This window comes from Rhizorhapis suberifaciens (assembly GCF_014200045.1).
GTDB classification, from domain to species: Bacteria; Pseudomonadota; Alphaproteobacteria; order Sphingomonadales; family Sphingomonadaceae; genus Rhizorhapis; species Rhizorhapis suberifaciens.
Genome location: NZ_JACHOV010000008.1, coordinates 90,484 through 111,758 on the forward strand (window position 1 = coordinate 90,484; position 21,275 = coordinate 111,758).

The 21,275-nt window shown below is 58.7% G+C and carries 16 protein-coding genes; 8 read left to right on the plus strand and 8 right to left on the minus strand.

Annotation, left to right across the window (positions count from 1 at the left end):
* Positions 1-18: 18 nt before the first annotated feature.
* The gene (locus HNQ99_RS11170) at positions 19-1,797 is read left to right on the plus strand and encodes an ABC-F family ATP-binding cassette domain-containing protein (protein WP_184475840.1); all 1,779 of its coding nucleotides are present in this window, start codon (positions 19-21) and stop codon (positions 1,795-1,797) included.
* 101 nt (positions 1,798-1,898) lie between these two features.
* Here the strand turns inward: HNQ99_RS11170 and HNQ99_RS11175 are convergent, their stop codons facing one another.
* Entirely contained in the window at positions 1,899-2,093 is a 195-nt protein-coding gene (locus HNQ99_RS11175; protein ID WP_184475738.1) for a hypothetical protein, read from the minus strand.
* A 140-nt stretch (positions 2,094-2,233) separates the two neighbouring features.
* Here HNQ99_RS11175 and uvrA point away from each other — a divergent pair, with 140 nt between their 5' ends.
* From uvrA to HNQ99_RS11195, 3 genes are all read left to right on the plus strand, one after another.
* Complete coding sequence (uvrA, locus tag HNQ99_RS11180; protein ID WP_184475739.1) at positions 2,234-5,203, plus strand: excinuclease ABC subunit UvrA; 2,970 nt, start codon at positions 2,234-2,236, stop codon at positions 5,201-5,203.
* A gap of 169 nt (positions 5,204-5,372) precedes the next feature.
* Positions 5,373-6,017 (plus strand): helix-turn-helix domain-containing protein, encoded by a 645-nt coding sequence (locus HNQ99_RS16665; RefSeq protein ID WP_246414912.1) that lies wholly within the window; start codon positions 5,373-5,375, stop codon positions 6,015-6,017.
* Positions 6,018-6,152: 135 nt separating this feature from the next.
* Complete coding sequence (locus HNQ99_RS11195) at positions 6,153-6,335, plus strand: hypothetical protein (protein ID WP_184475740.1); 183 nt, start codon at positions 6,153-6,155, stop codon at positions 6,333-6,335.
* Between the two features lie 116 nt (positions 6,336-6,451).
* Here HNQ99_RS11195 and HNQ99_RS11200 read toward each other — a convergent pair whose 3' ends face one another.
* Genes HNQ99_RS11200 through HNQ99_RS11210 form a run of 3 tightly spaced genes read right to left on the minus strand, consistent with a single transcriptional unit; the run spans position 6,452 to position 8,481 of the window.
* Positions 6,452-7,513: a beta family protein gene (locus tag HNQ99_RS11200; RefSeq protein ID WP_184475741.1), complete on the minus strand. Its 1,062-nt coding sequence runs from the start codon at positions 7,511-7,513 to the stop codon at positions 6,452-6,454.
* Positions 7,514-7,993: an ImmA/IrrE family metallo-endopeptidase gene (locus tag HNQ99_RS16970; protein ID WP_184475742.1), complete on the minus strand. Its 480-nt coding sequence runs from the start codon at positions 7,991-7,993 to the stop codon at positions 7,514-7,516.
* Positions 7,990-8,481, minus strand: a complete 492-nt coding sequence (locus tag HNQ99_RS11210; RefSeq protein ID WP_184475743.1) for a hypothetical protein — start codon at positions 8,479-8,481, stop codon at positions 7,990-7,992. The genes HNQ99_RS16970 and HNQ99_RS11210 overlap by 4 nt, the downstream gene beginning before the upstream one ends.
* Positions 8,482-8,748: 267 nt before the next feature.
* On the opposite strand from HNQ99_RS11210, the gene HNQ99_RS11215 reads away from it, so the two are divergent.
* The gene (locus tag HNQ99_RS11215) at positions 8,749-9,105 is read left to right on the plus strand and encodes a hypothetical protein (RefSeq protein WP_407692316.1); all 357 of its coding nucleotides are present in this window, start codon (positions 8,749-8,751) and stop codon (positions 9,103-9,105) included.
* Between the two features lie 119 nt (positions 9,106-9,224).
* Here HNQ99_RS11215 and HNQ99_RS11220 read toward each other — a convergent pair whose 3' ends face one another.
* The 4 genes from HNQ99_RS11220 to HNQ99_RS11235 all read right to left on the minus strand — a co-directional run bounded on the left by HNQ99_RS11220 (position 9,225) and on the right by HNQ99_RS11235 (position 15,628).
* The gene (locus HNQ99_RS11220; RefSeq protein WP_184475744.1) at positions 9,225-11,219 is read right to left on the minus strand and encodes a TonB-dependent receptor plug domain-containing protein; all 1,995 of its coding nucleotides are present in this window, start codon (positions 11,217-11,219) and stop codon (positions 9,225-9,227) included.
* A gap of 269 nt (positions 11,220-11,488) precedes the next feature.
* Positions 11,489-11,917 (minus strand): TIGR01244 family sulfur transferase, encoded by a 429-nt coding sequence (locus HNQ99_RS11225; protein WP_184475745.1) that lies wholly within the window; start codon positions 11,915-11,917, stop codon positions 11,489-11,491.
* A 63-nt stretch (positions 11,918-11,980) separates the two neighbouring features.
* A complete protein-coding gene (gene recQ, locus HNQ99_RS11230; RefSeq protein ID WP_184475746.1) occupies positions 11,981-13,747 on the minus strand; it encodes a DNA helicase RecQ in 1,767 nt (588 codons plus the stop codon).
* A 75-nt stretch (positions 13,748-13,822) separates the two neighbouring features.
* On the minus strand, positions 13,823-15,628 hold the full coding sequence (locus HNQ99_RS11235; RefSeq protein WP_184475842.1) for an ABCB family ABC transporter ATP-binding protein/permease: 1,806 nt from the start codon (positions 15,626-15,628) through the stop codon (positions 13,823-13,825).
* A gap of 794 nt (positions 15,629-16,422) precedes the next feature.
* On the opposite strand from HNQ99_RS11235, the gene HNQ99_RS11240 reads away from it, so the two are divergent.
* The 3 genes from HNQ99_RS11240 to HNQ99_RS11250 all read left to right on the plus strand — a co-directional run bounded on the left by HNQ99_RS11240 (position 16,423) and on the right by HNQ99_RS11250 (position 21,274).
* Positions 16,423-18,171, plus strand: a complete 1,749-nt coding sequence (locus HNQ99_RS11240; RefSeq protein ID WP_184475747.1) for a tetratricopeptide repeat protein — start codon at positions 16,423-16,425, stop codon at positions 18,169-18,171.
* A 155-nt stretch (positions 18,172-18,326) separates the two neighbouring features.
* On the plus strand, positions 18,327-19,799 hold the full coding sequence (locus HNQ99_RS11245) for a peptide ABC transporter substrate-binding protein (protein WP_246414913.1): 1,473 nt from the start codon (positions 18,327-18,329) through the stop codon (positions 19,797-19,799).
* Positions 19,799-21,274 carry an ABC transporter substrate-binding protein gene (locus HNQ99_RS11250; protein ID WP_184475749.1) on the plus strand — a complete coding sequence of 492 codons (1,476 nt, stop codon included), beginning with the start codon at positions 19,799-19,801 and terminating at the stop codon, positions 21,272-21,274. The genes HNQ99_RS11245 and HNQ99_RS11250 overlap by 1 nt, the downstream gene beginning before the upstream one ends.
* The last annotated feature ends 1 nt before the right edge of the window (position 21,275 follow it).

Genomic DNA, 21,275 nt, shown 5'->3' on the forward strand with positions numbered 1-21,275 from the left:
CCCCCTACCTCCCGCGCAATGGCGGCACCTATACTTTCCTATGAAGATCTCGGCTTAATCCAAGGCAGCGGCTGGCTGTTCCAGGGTCTCAATCTGTATGTCGGGGAGCGCGACCGGCTGGCGCTCATTGGCCGCAACGGCGCGGGCAAGACAACGCTGCTAAAACTCATCGCCAACAGCATCGATCCCGACAGGGGTCTGCGCAGCATCGTTCCGGGCACGCACGTCGTCATGCTGGAGCAGGATCCCGACCTCACCAATTTCGAAACCCTTCATGACTTTGCTTGCGGCGGCATAAATGCCCCGCCCCGCCATGAAGTGGAGGCAATCGCGGATCAGCTCGGCATCGACCTCATGCGTCCCGCCAGGACCGCCTCGGGCGGGGAGCGCCGCCGCGCCGCCATCTGCCGCGCGCTTGCCAGCCAGCCGGACCTGCTACTGCTGGATGAGCCGACCAACCATCTCGATCTCGCTGCCATCGATTGGCTTGAAAGCTGGCTCAACCGCTATACCGGCGCGTTCATCGTCATCAGCCATGACCGGACCTTCCTCACGCGCCTCACGCGCCAGACGCTCTGGCTGGACCGGGGTAATCTGCGCCGTAACGAGATCGGCTTCGGCGGTTTTGAGGCGTGGATGGAAAAAGTCTATGCCGAAGAATCCCGTGCCGCCGACAAGCTGGACGCCAAGCTTAAGATTGAGGCCCATTGGCTGGAACGCGGCGTCACCGCCCGGCGCAAGCGTAACCAGGGCCGCCTTGCCAAGCTGCATGAAATGCGGGCGCAGCGGGCCTCCATGATCGGACCCGCCGGCACCGCCAAGCTCGCCATTGCCTCCGACGACGTGAAGACCAAGAGCGTCATCGTCGCCGAGAATGTCACGAAGCGATTTGGCGACCGGGCCATTATCAAGCATTTCTCGCTTCGCATCCAGCGCGGCGACCGGATCGGTATCGTAGGAGCGAACGGCGCTGGCAAGACGACGCTGCTGAAGCTTCTCACCGGCGAAATCCAACCCGACGATGGCAAGATCACGCAGGCCAAGACGCTGGACGGCGTCATCATCGACCAGCAGCGCAGCTTGATGGCGCCCGAAAAGCGCGTGCGCGACGTTCTCGCGGACGGCGGCGACTGGATCGACGTGCGCGGCGTGAGAAAGCATATTCAGGGCTATTTGAAGGAGTTCCTGTTTGAACCGACGCTGGTGGAAGCCAAGGTCGGAACCCTCTCGGGCGGAGAGCGCTCCCGCCTGCTCCTTGCCCGCGAATTCGCTCGCGCGTCCAACCTTCTCGTGCTCGACGAGCCCACCAACGACCTGGACCTTGAAACGCTGGACCTACTGCAAGAGGTCATCGCCGACTATGACGGCACTGTCCTTATCGTCAGCCACGATCGCGATTTTCTCGACCGCACCGTCACTGTGACGCTGGGACTGGACGGCAGCGGCCAGGTGGATGTCGTCGCCGGTGGCTATGAGGATTGGGAGGCCAAGCGCCGTCCCCGCAACGCCAAGGGCTCAGCCAAAAAAACCGAAGCCGCTCCACCGCCCCCACGCCAGCAAACCAAGCTCAGCTACAAGGACCAGCGCGACTACGAACTTTTGCCCAAGCGTATCGAGGAACTGGAGGCGCAGATCGCCCGCGACGAAAACCTCCTACACGACCCGGATCTCTACACCAAGAACCCCGATCGCTTCGCCGCCCTCTCTATCGCAGTCGAACAGGCCCGCGCCGCCAAGGACGCTGCCGAGGAGCGCTGGCTGGAACTTGCCGAAATGCTGGAGGGTCTGGGAGGCTGAACATTCGGCGCTCGTGGCATTAAAGCTGCATCAATGCCTATTTCGTGTCGAGCGATGTCGGGACACGCTTGCGCATGGTCAGCATCGCCTGACCTCAGCTTTCACCTCTTCGCGTGCCCTTTCCCCTCTTCCTCCGCCTTGCGAAGTTCGTCGCCTTCGTCGCCTTCCAGCGCTTTTTTCGCAGCCTCGGCCTCTTTCTTCACGCGCTCAGGGTCGGCGGCATGCTGGCGAACCTTTTCGTCATATTCCCGGGCCGCGTCGTAATTGCCTTCACCTTGCACCTTGTCGTCGCCCATGGTCCTTCTCCTTGTCGGAAAGTCCATCTTCCAACGTGGCCCAACTCGGGAAGGTTCCCGCTTGCGTCTGCGCGTACCCATCGCCATTTGAGGGCGAACACCCCTTGCCCCATGCGAACAAATCTGGAACAAACGGCACCATGCTGACTCATATTTCGGTGCGCGGCGCGCGCGAGCACAACCTGAAGGGCGTCAATGTCGACCTGCCGCGCGACAAGCTGATCGTCATCACCGGCCTGTCGGGTTCGGGTAAATCGTCCCTTGCCTTCGACACCATCTATGCCGAGGGGCAGCGGCGCTATGTCGAATCCCTTTCCGCCTATGCGCGCCAGTTCCTTGAAATGATGCAGAAGCCGGATGTCGAGCATATCGACGGCCTCTCGCCCGCCATCTCCATCGAGCAGAAAACCACCAGCCGCAACCCGCGCTCCACCGTCGCCACCGTCACCGAAATCTACGATTATATGCGCCTGCTCTGGGCGCGCGTCGGCGTTCCCTACAGCCCTGCCACCGGCCTCCCCATCGCGGCGCAAACAGTGAGCCAGATGGTCGACCGCGTTATGCAGCTTCCTGAGGGCACCCGCCTTTACCTCCTCGCCCCCGTCGTGCGCGGCCGCAAGGGCGAGTACCGCAAGGAAATGGCGGAATGGCAGAAGGCCGGCTTCACCCGCGTCCGCGTCGACGGCGAATTCCACGACATCGAGGAAGCCCCTGCGCTCGACAAGAAGTACAAGCATGACATCGAGGTCGTCGTCGACCGCATCGTGGTGAAGGATGGCATAGAAACCCGCCTTGCCGACAGCTTCGAAACCGCGCTGAAGCTCGCCGATGGCCTCGCCTATGTGGATTTAGTGGACTCTTCTCCCCTCCCGCCTGCGGGAGGGGCCGGGGGTGGGCCTGTAACGAATGACGGGAGCGACACGCCCACCCCTAACCCCTCCCGCAAGCGGGAGGGGAATCTTAAGGGCGCATCCCTCCCCTCCAACCGCATCGTCTTCTCCGAAAAGTTCGCCTGCCCCGTCAGCGGCTTCACCATATCGGAGATCGAGCCCCGCCTCTTCTCCTTCAACGCCCCGCAGGGCGCCTGCCCCGCCTGCGATGGCCTGGGCGAGAAGCTGGAGTTCGACATCCAGCTCGTCGTCCCCAACGAAGCTCTCTCGCTCAAGAAAGGCGCGGTCGTCCCCTGGGCCAAGTCCAACCCGCCCAGCCCCTATTACATGCAGGTGCTCGGCTCCCTCGCCCGCGAGTTCGGCTTCTCCCTCGACACCCCCTGGGCCGATTTGCCCCCGGAGGTGAAGGTCATCATTCTCCACGGCACCGCAGGCAAGCCCGTCACCCTGCGTTTCCAGGATGGGAAGAAGACCTATGAGGTCAGCAAGCCCTTCGAAGGCGTCATCGGCAATTTGAACCGCCGCATGCTGCAGACCGACAGCGCCTGGATGCGCGAGGAGCTTGGCAAGTACCAGACCGCCCAGCCCTGCGAGACCTGCAACGGCGCCCGCCTCAAGCCCGAGGCGCTCGCGGTCAAGATCGCGGGGGAGGATATCTCCATCCCCACCCGGCGCTCGGTGGTGGACGCGCTTGCCTTCTTCCAATCCCTCCCCCAGCACCTCACCGACCAGCAAAACCAGATCGCCAAGGCCATCCTGAAGGAAATCATCGAGCGCCTCGGCTTCCTCAACAATGTCGGCCTCGATTACCTCAATCTCGACCGCACCAGCGGCACCCTCTCGGGCGGCGAGTCACAGCGCATCCGCCTCGCCAGCCAGATCGGCAGCGGCCTTTCGGGCGTCCTCTACGTCCTCGACGAACCCAGCATCGGCCTGCACCAGCGCGACAATGACCGCCTGCTCATCACCTTGAAGCGCCTGCGCGACCTTGGCAACACCGTCATCGTCGTCGAGCATGACGAGGACGCCATCCGCACCGCCGACTACATCGTGGACATGGGCCCCGGCGCGGGCGTCCACGGCGGAGAGATCGTGGCGCAGGGCACCCTCAACGACCTCCTCGCGCATCAGGACAGCCTCACCGCCGATTACCTCAACGGCACCCGCGCCATCCCCCTGCCGGACAAGCGCCGCAAGGGGTCCGGCAAGAAGCTCACCGTCCACGGTGCCCGCGCCAACAACCTGCAGAACGTCACCGCCAGCATCCCGCTCGGCACCTTCTGCTGCATCACCGGCGTCTCGGGCTCGGGCAAGTCGAGCTTCACCGTCGACACGCTCTACGCCGCGTCCGCCCGCGCGCTCAACGGCGCGCGCATCATCGCGGGCGCGCATGACAAGATCACCGGCCTAGAATATTGCGACAAGGTCATCGACATCGACCAGTCTCCCATCGGCCGCACCCCGCGCTCCAACCCCGCCACTTATACGGGCGCCTTCACCAACATCCGCGACTGGTTCGCCGGCCTCCCCGAAGCGCAGGCGCGCGGCTACAAGCCCGGCCGCTTCAGCTTCAATGTGAAGGGTGGCCGCTGCGAAGCCTGTCAGGGCGACGGCGTGCTGAAGATAGAGATGCACTTCCTGCCGGACGTCTATGTCACCTGCGATGTCTGCCACGGCGCGCGCTACAACCGCGAAACGCTGGAGGTGAAGTTCAAGGGCAAATCGATCGCCGACGTGCTCGACATGACGGTCGAGGACGCGGTCGAATTCTTCAAGGCCGTCCCCCCCATCCGCGACAAGATGGCGATGCTGGCCGAAGTGGGCCTTGGCTATGTAAAGGTTGGCCAGCAGGCCACCACCCTCTCAGGCGGCGAAGCCCAGCGCGTAAAACTCGCCAAGGAACTCAGCCGCCGCGCCACCGGCAACACCCTCTACATATTGGACGAGCCCACCACCGGCCTCCATTTCGAAGACGTCCGCAAACTCCTCGAAGTCCTCCACGCCCTGGTGGACCAGGGCAACAGCGTGGTCGTGATCGAACATAATCTCGACGTCATCAAAACCGCCGATTGGATAATCGATTTAGGCCCCGAAGGCGGCGTCAAGGGCGGCGAAATCGTCGCCGAAGGCCCGCCGGAAAAGGTGGCGAACAACCCGAGGAGCTTTACCGGGGCGTATCTCAAGCCAATGCTGGAGAAGAAGCAGGTAGCCGCAGAGTGACAGCAAACCCTCTCCCTTTCAAGGGAGAGGTTACGAACCTTAGCGCCAAAGGCGCTTAGGCGCAGTTGGGTGTGGGTTCAGCCATAAAAGCGGCTCAACGCCGCTTTTATGGCAAGAGGGGGAGCAAAATCTTGACAATACTACGCCATTGGCGTATGCACCTCGCTACATGACCGCCCGTATCACCGTGGTCGAAACCTCGCTCTACCTCTCAAGGGCAGAGCGGATAATGACGGAAGCTGAGCGCGATCATGTTGTGGATGTCATATCCGAAAACCCGGAAGCAGGCGTGGTCATCAAGGGCACCGGCGGCCTCCGGAAAATGCGTATTGCCCTGCAAGGACGCGGCAAGCGCGGCGGAGGAAGAATAGTCTACTGGTTCCACTCCCCTGACTATCCGACGGTGCTGATGCTGGCATTCGCCAAAAATGAGGCCGACGATCTCAGCAGCGAGCAGAAGAAGCGGCTCATAGCGGCAATTGAGGGACTACGAGGATTTCGGAGTAAGACGATGAAGGACGAAGATTTCGAGGACCTGCTGAAAAGCATCGACGAGGCCCGCCGCTGGGCGCGTGGCGAGCATGTCGAGGGCCTGCGCGTCCACCACGCCCCCGCCCCGATGGACATCGCCGCCATCCGCAAGCGCACCGGCGCAACGCAGGACGCCTTCGCCCGCCAAATCGGCGTCTCCATCGCCACCCTGCGCAACTGGGAACAGGGCCGCCGCACCCCCGAAGGTCCCGCGCGCATATTACTGGCGATGCTGGCGCGCGACCCGAAAATCGTGGCGAAAACTTTGGGTGAGGCGGCATAGGCTACCGTCAGCCATCCGTCATTCCCGCGAGGCGAGGACCCACCCCCCGGCCCCACACCAAGCAAAAAGTTCAGGAGCGGTCCCGCCTTCGCGGGAATGACGAAAAAGGTTATGACGGCCTCGAAAGGAGCAACCGTGGCATTTCAAAACCTCAAGCCGGATCGAGAACCCATCCCCTTCGACGAATTCCAACGCGACCTCGCACGCCGCCGCGAAGCGCTTGGCGAAATCAACATGCCCCGCAACAGCGGCAAGCGCCGGACGGAAAGCAAGAAGGCGCTGCTCAAGGCGATCAAGGCTGCTGGCGGAAAGGGGTGAGCAATTTAGTAAACTGTCGTTGACCTTCTGCAACCTCCGCGAGTCCCCCACGTTTGGTGGACCAGGGCAACAGCAATGTGGTAGTGGAGTGAAGAAATTGATTAATCGCTCACCAGTTACAAATCTTCACCTACGGGTTCGTCAACAACTTCTATTCCATCAGGATCATCAAAATGGGCCTGCATATGCATATGAATGTTGACCCTTACGGCTGCCGCCATGGCCGGAGCGCGGATTGCTGGGTCTAGCCCTTCCGCTGTCGACTTGATCATGTAGTTACCCCACAATCCAGTATCGCCATCCCAATCAGGGTCGTCGGTGATTCTTTCGGCTATATCCGGGTAAGTTTCACCATTATCACTGCGGAAAGCAGTCCAGTCGCTGCGATCAGCTATATCTATGCGGGGCACGTTGGTCATAGGCACAGGGTCTGTGGGCGGTCGAGTGCTACCCCAATCCCCATAGTACAACCGGCCCTTATTTACATTTCGTCTAACATTCTGAAATAGAACGCGTTCGTTGACGGCAAATTTTCGCTTTGGACCCATGCCATTGAAAGCGTGCGGAAAACTGCTTCCAGCCACAACGATTTCGAAAGCATCATTAATTTCAAGAATTTCATTTACAATTGATGTGCAATTACTTGATTGCTGAAGAACGTCTATTCTCCATCCGCAATCTATGACAAAGACTACGTTTTCCAAATTTCTAGCAAAACAATTCTCAGCAACTTGCGAATAATCGCCGGGATTATTCGCCTCCACCCTCACAACGAGTCCGCGCTCAAGGTTTCCAACGCGGTTCAGTTGATGTTGTAGCTCCAAAGTTTGGTGGCCTTCTCGCCGCAAAACCGGAATGCGATTGGGCGCCTCTGCAACACAATCGTAATATGCTGAATACCCCCTAGCGGAATTGAAGAGACCTACGAACTCCCTATAAGCTGGCTTGTCAATATCAGGATTCCGCTTACTAGCATCCAAATCAAGGCCGTATCCTCGTTCTCCCAAAGAGTCCGATATTACGTCAAATACTTTGGAAAGATACTTGGCATTTAACCATGGTCGAACACGAATTACCGGAAAAATCAAATTCTTTGTACCTGACGGTAATTCCCTTAGAGCCCTCATCTCGGCCAAGCGTGCATGCAAAAGAGGCACATACCTCCGTCCCTCAAGCATTTATACCCCCAGCTTAATTCTCATCGCTGCCTGAGAAACTCTGAATTCCGATGCTAGCCTCTCTACCCGTTCGTCAACAGACAGATGACTCACACGCCCCAATGCCTCTCGAACACTTTTGTCAGGCATAATTAGCTGAGAAGCAAGTTTATTTGCTTCCACTTCTTTTCGATTACTGAGCGCAGATCTATACATGACGTCGTCAACGACCCCGCCTCCAATATCCTGCCGATGGAGTAGGAAATGGGCGATCTCATGAGCAAGTGTAAATCGCTGCCTTTCTGTCATCTCGTGACGATTGAGGCGTATCCGATAGCCACATTCCGCTGTATCGGACGGCTCAATTAATCCAGATATGCCCGGGGGAAGCGATGACTTAAAAACTTCAATGCCCAAATCCCTTGCGAGAGCCCCTAGCTTGACAGGGACCTCACCCAGGTGCGACTCTAAAATATTACGATATTTTTCTGGAATTGTCATACTGCATCTGGATCAAAGGGGCTAATGTTCTCTATATCTTCTGTTTTTGGCTGTTTTCTTAAGTTCATTTCACGCCTAACATCCTCTTTAAGCTCTTCTATCAAATCCACATAGCGTTCATCTTCTGGACTAAACCTCTTTTTTAAGAATTCCTCGGAGTTTTGCTTGAGTTTTTCTTCAAAAGTTGCCCAACCTATGATTGCAAGGCCACCTAGGAAAATAGCAAGAGCAGCCAAGATGACGCCGAGCGCTGTCAAAATTATGCTGATAAAGTCAGCGGCAGAAATATCGCCCTTGGGTGTCAACTCCAGATTGGAGCCAGCCTCAATGACATACAGCAGCGCTGCTCCCGACAGCAATAGAACAACCGTTGAGAGCACATTTCGCGCCTGGTTCATACATCTACCAATAGAACATAAAGAGAACAACCGCAACAGTTTATGTAATGTAATACGATAGAGAAGTGCAAGCCCACAAAATATTTTCATTCACGCTCGAAGAATTCAGGCGAGGCTCCCCGCTGTCTCGCGGAACTGCGTGTCCGTCCCATACCCGCGCGATTCCCCATTTGTTCTGTCCTGCATCCCCCGCGCTATTGTACCCTCCGCGCAAACCCACTCATCCCGGAGGCCCGACATGCTCGAAACCCGCATCCTACCCCCGCCCGCGCAGCAAGCCCGCAAGGATGGCTGGAGCCCTGCACGCCAGCGGCAGTTTCTGGAAACCCTCGCCGCCACCGGCGTGGTGCGCGCCGGGTGCGAGGCGGTGGGGCTCAGCCACCGTTCGGCCTACAACCTGCGCGCATCCGGGCCGATGGTGCGGCCTTCCGCCTTGGCTGGGACGCGGCGATCCTGATCGCCCGCGCGCGTCTGGCGGACGATCTCCTCGCCCGCGCGATCGAGGGGCAGCAGGATGTCATTACCCGCGACGAGGAAAATGGTGAGATTGTCCGCCGCCGCAATGACAACCGCCTCGCCATGTCCGTGCTCGGGCGGCTCGACCGCATGGCCGATGCGCCCGCCGAGGGGACGGACGCCGCCCTCGCCCGCATCGCGGCGCAGGATATCGCGGCCTATCTCGACATGATCGCCCCGATGCGGGCGACCCCCTAGATCGCCGCCGCCGCATGCGCTCGCGACGCCTTTTTTGGCTTTTCTCCCGGCGGAAACGGCGATTGCTGAGGGCGCGTCATGACAGGAGTGTTAGTGGCGTAGCGCTTTCCTTGCCAGGATTACTGCTCGAACCGTAACCCGATCCAGAAGGTCCTGGGCGTGCCAAGGTCCATGCTTCCCCCGACATTGCGCGTCACCACCTCCTCATCGAACAGGTTTTCCACGCGTCCAACCAGGCGAAGGCCATGTCTCACCGGAATGCTCGCCATCCCGTCCACCGTGACAGCGTCCGGCAGCACGTCGGTCTGCAGGTCGTCCTCATATTGCTTGCCGACATAGCGCACGGTCGCCGACAGCGCTGGCCCGGACGCAGGGGCCCACCCAAACGTAGCGCTCGCCATATGCCGCGGGCTTTGGGCCGGAGCCATGCCGTCCAACGCTGCCTGCACGCCGTCCGCCTTAACCTCGCTATGGCTATAGGCATAGGAAGCGGAGAGGAGGAAATCGGCGAACGTCCCCTGCGCGGTCAGTTCGAAGCCCTTTGCCACAATGGCGTCGACATTCTGGCGCTGGCGCAGGTCGGGGCCGATCGTCACATTGGAAATCGCGCCTTCCAGACGGTTGTAATAGGCGGTGAAGCCCATGCTCACTCCCTCAATGGGCCGAACGTCCCAGCCCGCCTCAATGCCCTCCAAACGCTCGGGGTCAAGTTCGGCATTGGCCTGGGTCCGGACAGGAAAGACAACAAATGGACGATAAAGCTCATTCAATGTTGGCACGCGAAAGCCCGTATAGGCCGCCGCTCGCAGAGCGAGAGCGGGCGTGAGGTTGAACAGCAAGCCTGCGCGTCCGGTCGCTCGCCACCCGTCCCGGTCGGCGAACCGGGCATTGGTAACCGGCGCTCCCGCCGCATCTCGCTCCCGGAAAAAGCCATTGGTAATCGTCCAGCGATCGACCCGCCCGCCACCTGTGAGCACCAAATTGCCGAGCGTCCAATCATCCTCAACGAAGAAACCCAATGTCGTCGATTGGCCACCGGCATGCCGCTGCGTCGTCAGCTGCCCAGTCCCCGCATTGAAGGCATTTTCGTACATGTCCCCATCGGCCCGGCGCAGGTCAGCGCCGATGCGAAGAACATGATCCTGTCCGACCGGCGGCCGCACTTCGATTTTCCCGCCCACACCTGTCGAAGGCGTGTTGCGCTGATCCAGCGTTTTGCGGCCCGAACTGTTGATCACGATATTGGAGAAATTTCGCGACTGAAGATAGGCAAGTGCATCTACCTGCCAGGGTCCTTTGGCCACCAGGCGAACCGAAGCATCCTGCCCCTCCGAACTGCTGTCGGCTCCGGCAAAGCGCAGTGTGCGCTCATCCCGGAACACCAGGCCCCGTGCCTGCACCTCAATATCGGAGGAAATCGGCGCGACGGCACGCATTCCAATCGACCAGCCATCATAGGCGGCGGGGACGGTGAATGCGTTCCGCTGGTCCTTTGGGGTGGTAAAAAAGCCATCCCCCCTGTCCCATCGTCCGGACAACGACATAAATCCAGCGCCCAGATCCGGCGTTACCGTTGCCGAAACCTCGGTGGAATCGCGGCTGCCGTAAAACGCCCCTGCCGAAATATCGGGCAGCATGTCTCGACCCGCGCTCGCCATTTCGATGGTTCCCGCCACGGCCCCCGCGCCAAATGCGCCTGCCCCGCCCCCTCGTGTCACTCGGATCAACGACAACCGTTCAGGCACCAGGGCGTTGAAAGGAACATATCCGAAGAACGGATCAGCTTGCGGCACACCGTCAAGCAAGACAAGGGCGCGGCTGGACGCATTGCCACCGAGCGACCGCAACGTCGCCCCCTGGGCCGATGGATTGGCGGAACGGCTATCGCTGCGCCGAAACTGGGCGAAGCCTGCAACGTCCCGCAGGACATCCTCTATCCTGTTGCTGGCATCGTTCGTCAAACGTTCGCGCTCAATTGTAACGCTGCCATAAGCGGGGCTGCCCGGCGGCAGCGGGAGTCCTTCGCCAATCACAATAATGCCGTCTGCATCCTGCGCCGACGCGTTTGCGGGAAACAGGGCGCCGACCGCTGCGCCCAAAAGCCATTTTTTCATTTTATCCTCACTGATATGCCTTGCCGGCATTGCTGTTATTTTTCCTTGGCGCGCAAGGGCAAACGGCCTGCCCAAAGGCAGCGACCGCAAGCTGCAAATGCAAGCGATCGATCATGATCATATTGCCGGAAACTTCGGTGCGCCTGACGTCGATGGTCACCTTACCCTGCGGAATTCATGAGAAATCTTGCCGCCTACTCTTCATTGGGCAAAAAACGAGCGGCTATGCCCCCGCCTCAATTTACAATCCCTCGATGAGAAAAAACCCCCTATTTCCCAGCGGAAAAGGCGTCCATCATTGCACGCACCGGGCTCAAATCATAACCGGCCCTCGCGGCGGTGGCGCTAAGCTTGTCACAATTGTCTCCCGCCCTGGCGCGCGTCAGCGCCCACAAAAGCGTACTGCGCGTACCCGAGCGGCAGAAAGCCAGAACCTTGCCTTCTGCATTGGCCAATGCCTTCTCCATCTCGTCCAGTTGCCAAGGGGCAAAGCCGGCATGGGTGACCGGGACGGCTACATAATCCATGCCGGCATCGCGGGCGGCAGCCTCTATCTCAGTGCCTTCGGGCTGATCAGGGGATTCATGATCCGGTCGATTGTTAATGACCATTGTGACCCCTTGATCCTTTGCCTCTGCGATGTCTGCCACGGAAATCTGCGGTGCGACAAAGATGTCATCAGTAAGAATCTTGAGCATGACGTAGGTCCTTTATTGGGTTTGGCGCGTTATCGGCATTGCCCCCCTTCGGCGCAAGCACGTTCAGCGTGCATATCCGGCAATCGTGTCCAGAAAGGCTTGGCCATAGGCTTCCAGCTTGCGGGTTCCGACACCCGAAATCTGCGACAGCCCTTGCATGTTCAAAGGTTTTCGCTCGGCCATTTCGCGAAGCGTACTATCGTGAAAGATAACATAGGGTGGGACGCCCGCCTCCAGCGCCAGTTCCCGGCGACAAGCGCGCAGGGCGCTGAACAGCGGGTCATCTATCGGATTAAGGTCGCGCTCGCGGCGGCCGCGGCGTTGACGTTTGGGAGGGACGACCAGCGTCACTATTTGCTCGCCGCGCAAGACCGGCCTGGCGTTGGGACCAAGCTCCAAACCGCCATGCTCGTTCGCCTGCAATGCATCGCGCAACAGCAGCGCACGAGAAACGGGCTTGATAAGCGGGACATCCTCGCCCTCGACGATACCAAAAACGGACAGACGATCGTGGCCGCGTTGGGTCACTTTTTCATTTGCAGAACCGGTCAGCACCGCCTCTATATGACCTGCGCCGAAGCTTTGCCCCGTCCGGTAAACGGCGGACAGAATCTTGCGAGCAAGTTCGGTTGCATCAACGCCGGCAGGGGGATTGAGGCAATTGTCGCAATTGCCGCACTTTTCGGGCGGCGACTCCCCGAAATGGCGAAGCAGAATGGCGCGACGGCATCCCGCCGTTTCGACCAGCGCCCCCAACGAAGAGATGCGCGCCCGCTCCCCCGCCTGCCGCGGCTCGTCCAATTCGAAAATGCGTTGGCGAGCCTTTGCGAAATCGTCCGCACCCCAAAAAAGATGAGCCTCGGCAGGTTCACCGTCCCGGCCAGCGCGTCCGCTTTCCTGATAATAGGCTTCGATGGATTTAGGGAGGCCCGCATGAGCCACAAACCGGACGTCCGGCTTATCGATCCCCATGCCAAAGGCGATGGTGGCGACCATCACCATGTCTTCGCTGGCGATAAAGTCGGCTTGATTGGCGCGACGTTCTTCGGCCGGAAGGCCCGCATGATAGATACGCACCTTGCGCCCGCTGGACGCGAGGCTGGCGGCCATCTTCTCCGTCCCGATGCGGGTTTGTGCATATATGATGCCGGGTCCGGGCTGGCGGGCGACCAGGTCCGCAATCTGGCGCGACAGTCCATCCCTTGCATGAGCCGTGTATCGAATATTGGGACGGTCAAAGCCCGAAATAACCATGCCCGCCGCTGGAATGCCCAGTTGGACAAGAATATCCGTGCGGGTATGCGCATCTGCTGTTGCGGTAAGCGCCAGGCGCGGGATCGACGGAAATTCATCCAGCAACGGCCGAAGCATTCGGTAGTCGGGCCGGAAATCATGTCCCCATTCGGAAACGCAATGCGCCTCGTCGATTGCGAACATCGTGATCTTTGCGGATCGAAGCAAATCACGAAACCCCTCCCCCGACGCGCGCTCCGGCGCCACATAGAGGAGATCGAGGTCACCAGAGCGCAGGCGCGCCTGCGTTTCGCGCCAGTCGGCATCGACCGATGTAAGGCTGCCCGCTCTGATGCCCACCGCGTGCGCCGCCCGAAGCTGATCGTGCATCAGGGCAATCAGGGGAGAAACAACGACGCAACAGCCGTCCAGCGCTACCGCTGGCAATTGGTAGCAAAGCGACTTTCCTGCGCCTGTGGGCATGATCGCCAGGCAGTGCTGACCAGACAAAACCCGCTGCACCACCTGGGCTTGCACACCTCGGAACGCAGAAAACCCAAAAATGGAATGGAGAATGGACAGTGGATCGACGGGCATGGCTGCCTGATAGAGGCGCAACGGCAGAGGAGGAAGTCAGAATATCGACCTTCACGGCAACAGGGTGAAAGCGCTTCAGGCTTCCTCCACCTCGCGCTCCGCCGCCTGCCGCATCCACATTGCCGCGTAAAGACCGGCACGGGCCAGCAAGTCCGAATGCGTGCCACGTTCTGCGACCCTGCCGCCTTCCAGGACTATGATCTCATCAGCATCAACCACCGTGGAAAGACGGTGCGCGATGATGATGGTGGTGCGTCGCTTGGCAATGGCATTGAGCGTGGCCTGAATATTCGCTTCCGTGCGGCTGTCGAGTGCGCTGGTGGCTTCATCCAGAATAAGGATGGGCGGGTTTTTTAGCAGCGTGCGAGCAATGGCGACGCGTTGCTTCTCTCCCCCCGAAAGCTTGAGGCCCCTTTCTCCTACTCGGGTATCAAGACCTTGCGGCATCGAATGGACGAACCCGGCTATGGCCGCTCCCCTCATCGCCGTCTCGATCTCCTCCGGGTCAGCACCCGCGCGGCCATAGGCAATATTGTACCCGATGGTGTCGTTGAACAAGACGGTGTCCTGCGGCACTATTCCTATCTGTTGCCGCAAGGAACTCTGAGTCACCTTGGCGATATTCTGGCCATCGATCTGGATATGTCCGGCATCCACGTCGTAGAAACGAAACAGCAGCCGCGCGATTGTCGATTTACCGGCGCCCGACGGTCCAACGATGGCAAGGGTTCGGCCAGCGGGAATAACGAAATCCAAACCGTGCAGGATTTTTCGGTCGCCATAGCTGAAATGCACATTTTCGAAGCGCACCTCCCCTGCCTCGATCTGGAGCAGCGGGGCATTGGGGTCATCGACGACATCCGTTGGCGTATCGATAAGCTGGAACATGGCTTCCATGTCGATCAAGCCTTGTCGGATGTTGCGGTAAACCATTCCGAGCAAGTCGAGCGGCCGAAAGAGCTGAGCAAGGAGCGTATTGACCAATACCACATCGCCTGTAGTGAATTTTCCAACGCTCCAGCCCCAAACAGTATAGCCCATCGCCCCTGCCATCATCAGGTTCGTTATGAGACCTTGGCCAATGTTGAGCAGGGCCAAGCTGTTTTCACTCTTGACCGCTGCATCGGCATAGGTCCGCACCGCACTGCTGAAGCGGGCTTCCTCTCGCTTTTCGGCGTTGAAATATTTGACCGTTTCGAAATTCAGAAGGGAGTCGACCGCATGCGCGAATGCCGTGGTGTCCAGATCGACCATGTCCCGGCGCAGCTTGGTCCGCCATTCGGTCACTACCCGCGTGTACCAGATATAGAGCACAACCATGACCAGGGTAACACCGACCATGCCCGGCCCGAACTTCATGAAGAAGATCACGCAAACCGCCGCCAGCTCAAGTACCGTAGGCGCTATGTTGAACAGCAGGAAGTAGAGCATCACATCAATGCTTTTTGTTCCACGCTCTATGATCTTGGTAACCGCGCCGGTTTTTCGGTTAAGGTGGAATCGCAGCGAAAGCTGATGAAGATGACCGAAGACGTGCTCGGTCAGCCGCCGGGTCGCTTCCTGCCCAACACGTTCGAATGCGACATTGCGGATATTCTCGAACAGCACCGACGTAAAACGCGCGCCTGCATAGGCAATGACCAGGGCAATAGCCAATCCGACGGCCGGCTGCAGGCCGGGAGCCATTCGATCGATTGCCCCTTTATAGGCAAATGGCATCACCAATCCGGCGGCCTTGCCGAGAACCACAAAAAGGAGTGCTACTACAACTCGCCGGCGCAGTGCAGGAGCGTCTGCGGGCCACAAATAGATCAGGAACCGCTTTAAGGTCGCCAACACTGGCGGAACTAATTGGTTATCGGCTATTGGTTCAGGCGGCATATCACGCGATGTAATCTCCGCGACGCCAAAGTCCACTCATTCCCGTAAAGCTCGCCTGAGCCGGCAGCAGCACTGTGGGGATAAGCTGCTCCCGGCTCAGGGAAGGTTATAGGCAGACCAGGGTAACGCCGTGTGGGGAGCGGGGCTACTCTTGGTTTCCTGCCTATTTACACGGCCATCCGACTACCGACCGAACCATGCGACCAGATACACAGCAAAGTCCCGCCAGATGCTTCCGTGTGTCTTGTCACCAGCTCAACCCTGCACCCAGTGTTCATTGCCTCCGGACACAAAGCTAACCAGCAACATGTTGCATTCTCGTCTCTTGGCCCAAGACTTAGGAGTATCAGGCGCGATGTCACCGTTACATAGGCGGTTTTGTCTTCGAGTTAGGCAGAACATCGTCCGGATCGGACGTGCCACAACTTCCTTCCGTCCCATTCGGAAGATCGGGGGTTATGGAAAAGCCTGCGTTGCTCAGGATGCGACAGGTAAGGGGATTATTCGCCCATCCACCGGCAACCAGCTTAGCCTTGCGGCGTTCGGCCCGCGCCGAACTGTTCCATTTCATGCGACCGATCCTTTCGCCGTCCTATAACGGTCCGTTATTTGCGAGCCCGGGACACCAACTTGATGAGACCTTTTTTGCATCCCGCCAGGCACTGGCCCATCAAAGACAAACGGCATTGCATTGCCAAAATTTACCGGTAACATTAAAATATTGTGGCGTAACCGATACTTAGCGCTCTCGCATCATCTAACATTGAGAATTGTCGACGAGGGAAAAGCGGCAAATGGGCGAAGAATCCGCGACCAATCGCTTCAGGTTCGCATCCGAAATGGATCGGATTTTTGAGTCGAAAGAGTTTTCCCGCTCACCCGTCATGCGGCGCTTGCTTCGTTTCCTTGTTGACCAGACGCTGGTTGGGAATGGCGATCAGTTAAAAGCCTATAGCGTCGCCGTGGACGGGCTTGGCCGCGAACCCGACTTCGATGCTCAGACCGATAGCTATCCTCGTGTTCAGGTGGGGCGGCTTCGTCGCATGCTGGATGCCCACTATGCGCGCAACGGTTTTCCCAATGGCGAGCGCCTACTTATTCCTAGCGGTGCATATCGGGTATATCTTAATCCTGTTCATCCGCGTCCGGAGCGCGTTGACAGAACTCCTGAAAATTTCGCTTGGCGACAGACCAGCCAGGAAGTGTTGTCTTCGGTTACTCTTGGGACTGGTTCACCGATTTCCTCCTCAGACACGAGCCAGTCTAGGTCCGGTGCGTTCCGCGTTGGTCCCTTAAAGGCCATTGGTGCGGCATTAGCTCTTCTGGCAGCCTATTGGGTATTCGCCAATCGCCCCTTTTTAGCCGGATCAGAAGCGTTGACGCAGCCGCCAAACATGCTGTTGTTGCCAGTGGAGCGCAGCGTCAACTCTCCTGCCGGCCTCAGTTCATCAGTCGACCAAATGCTGGGCGATGCCCTTCATCGATCCTGGATTGTCAATGTCCATTCAGCGGACGAAACCAGGATCAGCAGTGGAAATTCGGAAGCCGAAGAAGACTATGGCTATCGCCTTCAAAGCGTTCTTGCGGGGACGCGGGGCGATGAACTCTATCTTACATTGTGGAACGGCCGAACAGGAGACCGTATCTGGACTGATCATATTCCCTTGACGAAACCTAAGCCGGATCTCGAAGCCCGTTTCCGCACGTCCGTAGCAAATCTCATTGGCAGTTTCGGCGTCATTGCTGCCCAGGAGCGCCAGAATCTTGGTTCTACGGCCCCGCCCGGCTATGCCTGCCTGTTAAAGGCTGCCGAGTACCGCATTTGGTATAGCAAGGAAGTGCTGGAAGCATCACGCAAGTGTCTGGACGAAACGCTCGCCTTGGAAGGAAACTCTGTTCCTGCAACGCTCGCCGCCTCCGCGACCGTGAACGCCCGGCTGGCGAAGTTTGTCCCCCAGCGCGCTCGAACATTGCGAGCGGAGGCGGAGGCTCAGGCCAATCGGGCGCTGCTGCTTGCCCCCTATTCTGCTGAAGCGAATATGATTTCAGCTACCTTGGCTACAAAAGCCGGCCGCTGTCCTCTGGCCAAAAATCTGGGCCGCCGCGCCATCGAATTAAACGCCTATGAACCGGAATATTATGCGCGCTTAGGAATGATTCTATTTCAATGCGATGATCCAGAGGATGAGAAATTTCTAACGCTCGCCCGCCAACTGGACCCCCAACTTCCTGCTTTTTTCGCGATCCCGATCGTAGCAGCCATGGGAGAGCGGGGAGAAGCGCGCGCGGCGCTCGATCTGGCTTTAAGTCTTCCCACCGCCACGCCCACGCAGAGGCCTCTCTACTCAGTGACATTGGCATTGGCTTACGCTCAGAGCGGCAACCGGGCGCGGGCGGCGCGATATTGGCGCGAACTGTCTGCTGCGCCGCATAATGCGGATCTTAGGCCTCTAGAGATATTGAACCGATTGCTGGTCAATCCGAACTTGGCCCGAAGGACGGGCATGCTATTGGTGAAAGCGGGCCTTATTTCAGCCCTTTAACCGGCATTGGGAAAGAATTCCGCACCGCTTCGATTGAAATGGTAAAGATTGACGGCCGCCGTTAGTGTGGCTTCATGGTCCCTCGCTTTTCGGCCTTCCCGATCATTTTGATAATCCCTCTATTGGCCGCATGCGGGAGCCAGGAGGGCGCTCGCTTGTCTCGGGACCGGATCGTCCGTTTGGCAGATGCCGAAGCCAAGGGGCTGGATCCTCAGAAATATTCTGATCTTGTTTCCTTACGTATAGCCTCCGATCAGTTCGAAGGATTGACTCGTTTTGATGCGGCGGGAAAGCCCGTGCCAGGACTGGCGTCACATTGGGCCACCGGTCCAGACGGTTTGCACTGGCGCTTTTTCCTACGCAAAGATCTGCGCTTTTCCGACGGCACACCCATTCGCGCCGAAATCTTCGCGCGACTGTTCCAACGCTTGAATGCGGCTGAGACGGCCTCTCCGCATCGGCCCCTTTTCGCCATGATCAAGGACGTGCGTCCGGCTGGACCTTTGGAAGTGCAGATCGTTCTTCATAAGCCCGCCCCCTCCTTACCCTCATTATTGGCTCATCCGGCAATGGCGGCCCTCCCCATCCACCGTATCGAAATAATGAAAGACCGTTGGACAGCCGATCGCCCCGTCGTGGCAAGCGGACCTTACCGGCTGGTGAGTTGGACGCTCAACGATCGCATAAGGTTGGAGGCCAATTCCAACTGGCACGACGGAAAGCCGCCCATTCGCAATGTGGATTGGATGCCCGTCGATGACAGCTTGACCGCATTACGGCAATTTCGTGCGGGAGCAGCCGATGTCACTAGTGACTTTCCCGCAAGCCGTATTCAATGGCTGAACCGGAACCTTCCGCATGCCATACATGTGGCCCCCTATTATGGGGCGTATTATTTCGCCTTTAATACTCGCAAGCCGCCCTTCAGCGATGCCCGTGTTCGTCGAGCGCTCAGCATGGCCGTGAATCGCGAATGGATTGCAGGGCCCCTGCTGAACATCGGCAACCTTCCCGCTTGGGGGATCATTCCGCCTGGTTTGGACGGTTTGCATAGCTTCCGTCCTTCATGGGCCGATCGATCTAGGGAAAGCCGACTCACCGAAGCACGCCGGCTTCTTCGTTCCGCGGGTTACGGACCACAACGGCCCCTGCGCTTTGAAATTCGATTCAACAGCGATACGGATCATCGGCGTGTAGCTGTCGCCTTGTCGGCGATGTGGAAACCTTTAGGGGTTGAAGCAACCTTGCTGAATAGTGAAGCGGCGCTGCATTTTGCCGCCTTGCGCGCTGGGGATTTCCAGCTTGCACGTTCCGGCTGGATTGCCGACCTTCCGGCAAGCGAGAATTTCCTAACGGTTCACCGTTCCGACGCTGGTCCTATAAATTATTCCGGCTATGCCAACCCTGCTTTCGATGCAGCGCTCGATGCTGCAATGAGCGAAGCCAATCCAGGACTAAGAGGCCGCAAAATGAGAGCTGCCGAGCGGATGTTAGTCGACGAAGCCCCGATCCTGCCGCTTTATTTTTACGTAAGTCGCGCTCTGGTTTCGTCCCGAATAGCGGGTTGGCGAGACAACCCCGGCAATATACACCCAAGCTATACCCTACGGTTACAGCAGGGATTCTGATGCGATTTTTCCTAGTTCTTCGGCTGATTCTTACAATGCTGACCGGCGCTTTCGCCTTGGGAAGCTGCACAGGAGACGAGGATACGGGCCCTGTGGTTGTCAGCGTAGTGGGATTTGCCAGCGATCTGGCCACCCCCCTTGATCGGCTGCCTCGTCCTGCAGCAAGACTGATGATGGAGGCTACGGCCCAAGGGCTTGTGGCGTTTGACGCACGCGGAGACATCCAGCCTGCGCTGGCGGAACGCTGGATCGTCCTTGATAGCGGAAAAAGCTATATCTTCCGTCTCAGGGATGCGCTTTGGCCCGACGGTGAAAAAATTACATCCAAGCAGGTGGCACATATTCTTTCCGCGCGGGTAAGAGTTGCCCGCAGCTCCTGGCTAAGTGGTGATTTGGATGCCGTGGAGGAAATCCTCCCCATGACCGGTGAGGTCGTCGAGGTCCGCCTCTCAGCGCCTCGGCCCAATTTCCTGCAAATACTGGCGCAGCCGGAAATGGGTATTACCGGCAAGAATGGAGGAGCGGGCCCCTATCGGCGCGACAGGCGGGACCAAAGCTGGATGCTGACTCCTGCTGACTTCGACGCCGGGGAAGAAGCCGGGCGCAAGCCTCCACGCCGGGCCAACCGAGTCCTTCGCGCGGAACGCATGGCGATCGCAATCGTCCGTTTTCGCGAGGAGAAGGCCGCTCTCGTCCTTGGGGGGCGCTATACAGACTTGCCATTGTTGAACTTTGCCGATGTGGAAACCCGGGCGATCAGGGTGGATCCGGTCCAGGGGCTGTTCGGCTTTGCAATTCTGGACGGAGAGGGGTTTCTAAGTCAGGCTGCAAATCGGGAGGCGCTTTCAATGGCGATTGAACGCGAGCGACTTCCAACACTGTTCTCCCTCGCCGGATGGGCAGTTTCGGACTCGCTGCTCCCTGATGGGCTTCCCATGCCTCGCCCGCCCCTACGGCCCCGTTGGGCCGACCTAAGTATCGACGCGAGGCGGGATTATGCGGGGGTTGTGATATCCGGGTGGAAGAGCCGGAATGGTCCAATAGAACCATTGCGGATTGCCTTGCCCCCAGGACCCGGGAGCAACCTTTTGTTCGGCATGGTATCGTCCGATTTCGCCAGAATAGGCGTGCCATCCGTGCGTGTCGGGTCAAATGACCAGGCCGACTTGGCCCTTATAGACGAGGTTGCACCTTATGACAGCGCGCTTTGGTATCTCGGACGAATTAGCTGCGTCCACAAACTGTCCTGCAGCGCTGAGGCAGATCAGCGTTTGAAGGAGGCTCAGCAGGCCCAGAATATCGACGAGGCGGTACGCAAGCTTGGCGAGACCGAAACGATGATGATGGCCCATGGCGGCTATATACCACTGGCGGCGCCTGTTCGTTGGTCGCTGGTGTCCAGGCGTCTGCGGGGCTTTCAACCGAGTTCTAGGGGTCAGCATCCATTGAACCATTTGCTGCCGGAGCCCAAATAGG

Bases quoted from the DNA above. Each gene is read 5' to 3' on its own strand.
- HNQ99_RS11170 (WP_184475840.1), top strand. From the start codon at position 19: ATGGCGGCACCTATACTTTCCTATGAAGATCTCGGCTTAATCCAAGGC.
- HNQ99_RS11175 (WP_184475738.1), bottom strand. From the start codon at position 2,093: ATGGGCGACGACAAGGTGCAAGGTGAAGGCAATTACGACGCGGCCCGG.
- uvrA (WP_184475739.1), top strand. From the start codon at position 2,234: ATGCTGACTCATATTTCGGTGCGCGGCGCGCGCGAGCACAACCTGAAG.
- HNQ99_RS16665 (WP_246414912.1), top strand. From the start codon at position 5,373: ATGACCGCCCGTATCACCGTGGTCGAAACCTCGCTCTACCTCTCAAGG.
- HNQ99_RS11200 (WP_184475741.1), bottom strand. From the start codon at position 7,513: ATGCTTGAGGGACGGAGGTATGTGCCTCTTTTGCATGCACGCTTGGCC.
- HNQ99_RS16970 (WP_184475742.1), bottom strand. From the start codon at position 7,993: ATGACAATTCCAGAAAAATATCGTAATATTTTAGAGTCGCACCTGGGT.
- HNQ99_RS11210 (WP_184475743.1), bottom strand. From the start codon at position 8,481: ATGAAAATATTTTGTGGGCTTGCACTTCTCTATCGTATTACATTACAT.
- HNQ99_RS11220 (WP_184475744.1), bottom strand. From the start codon at position 11,219: ATGAAAAAATGGCTTTTGGGCGCAGCGGTCGGCGCCCTGTTTCCCGCA.
- HNQ99_RS11225 (WP_184475745.1), bottom strand. From the start codon at position 11,917: ATGCTCAAGATTCTTACTGATGACATCTTTGTCGCACCGCAGATTTCC.
- recQ (WP_184475746.1), bottom strand. From the start codon at position 13,747: ATGCCCGTCGATCCACTGTCCATTCTCCATTCCATTTTTGGGTTTTCT.
- HNQ99_RS11235 (WP_184475842.1), bottom strand. From the start codon at position 15,628: ATGCCGCCTGAACCAATAGCCGATAACCAATTAGTTCCGCCAGTGTTG.
- HNQ99_RS11240 (WP_184475747.1), top strand. From the start codon at position 16,423: ATGGGCGAAGAATCCGCGACCAATCGCTTCAGGTTCGCATCCGAAATG.
- HNQ99_RS11250 (WP_184475749.1), top strand. From the start codon at position 19,799: ATGCGATTTTTCCTAGTTCTTCGGCTGATTCTTACAATGCTGACCGGC.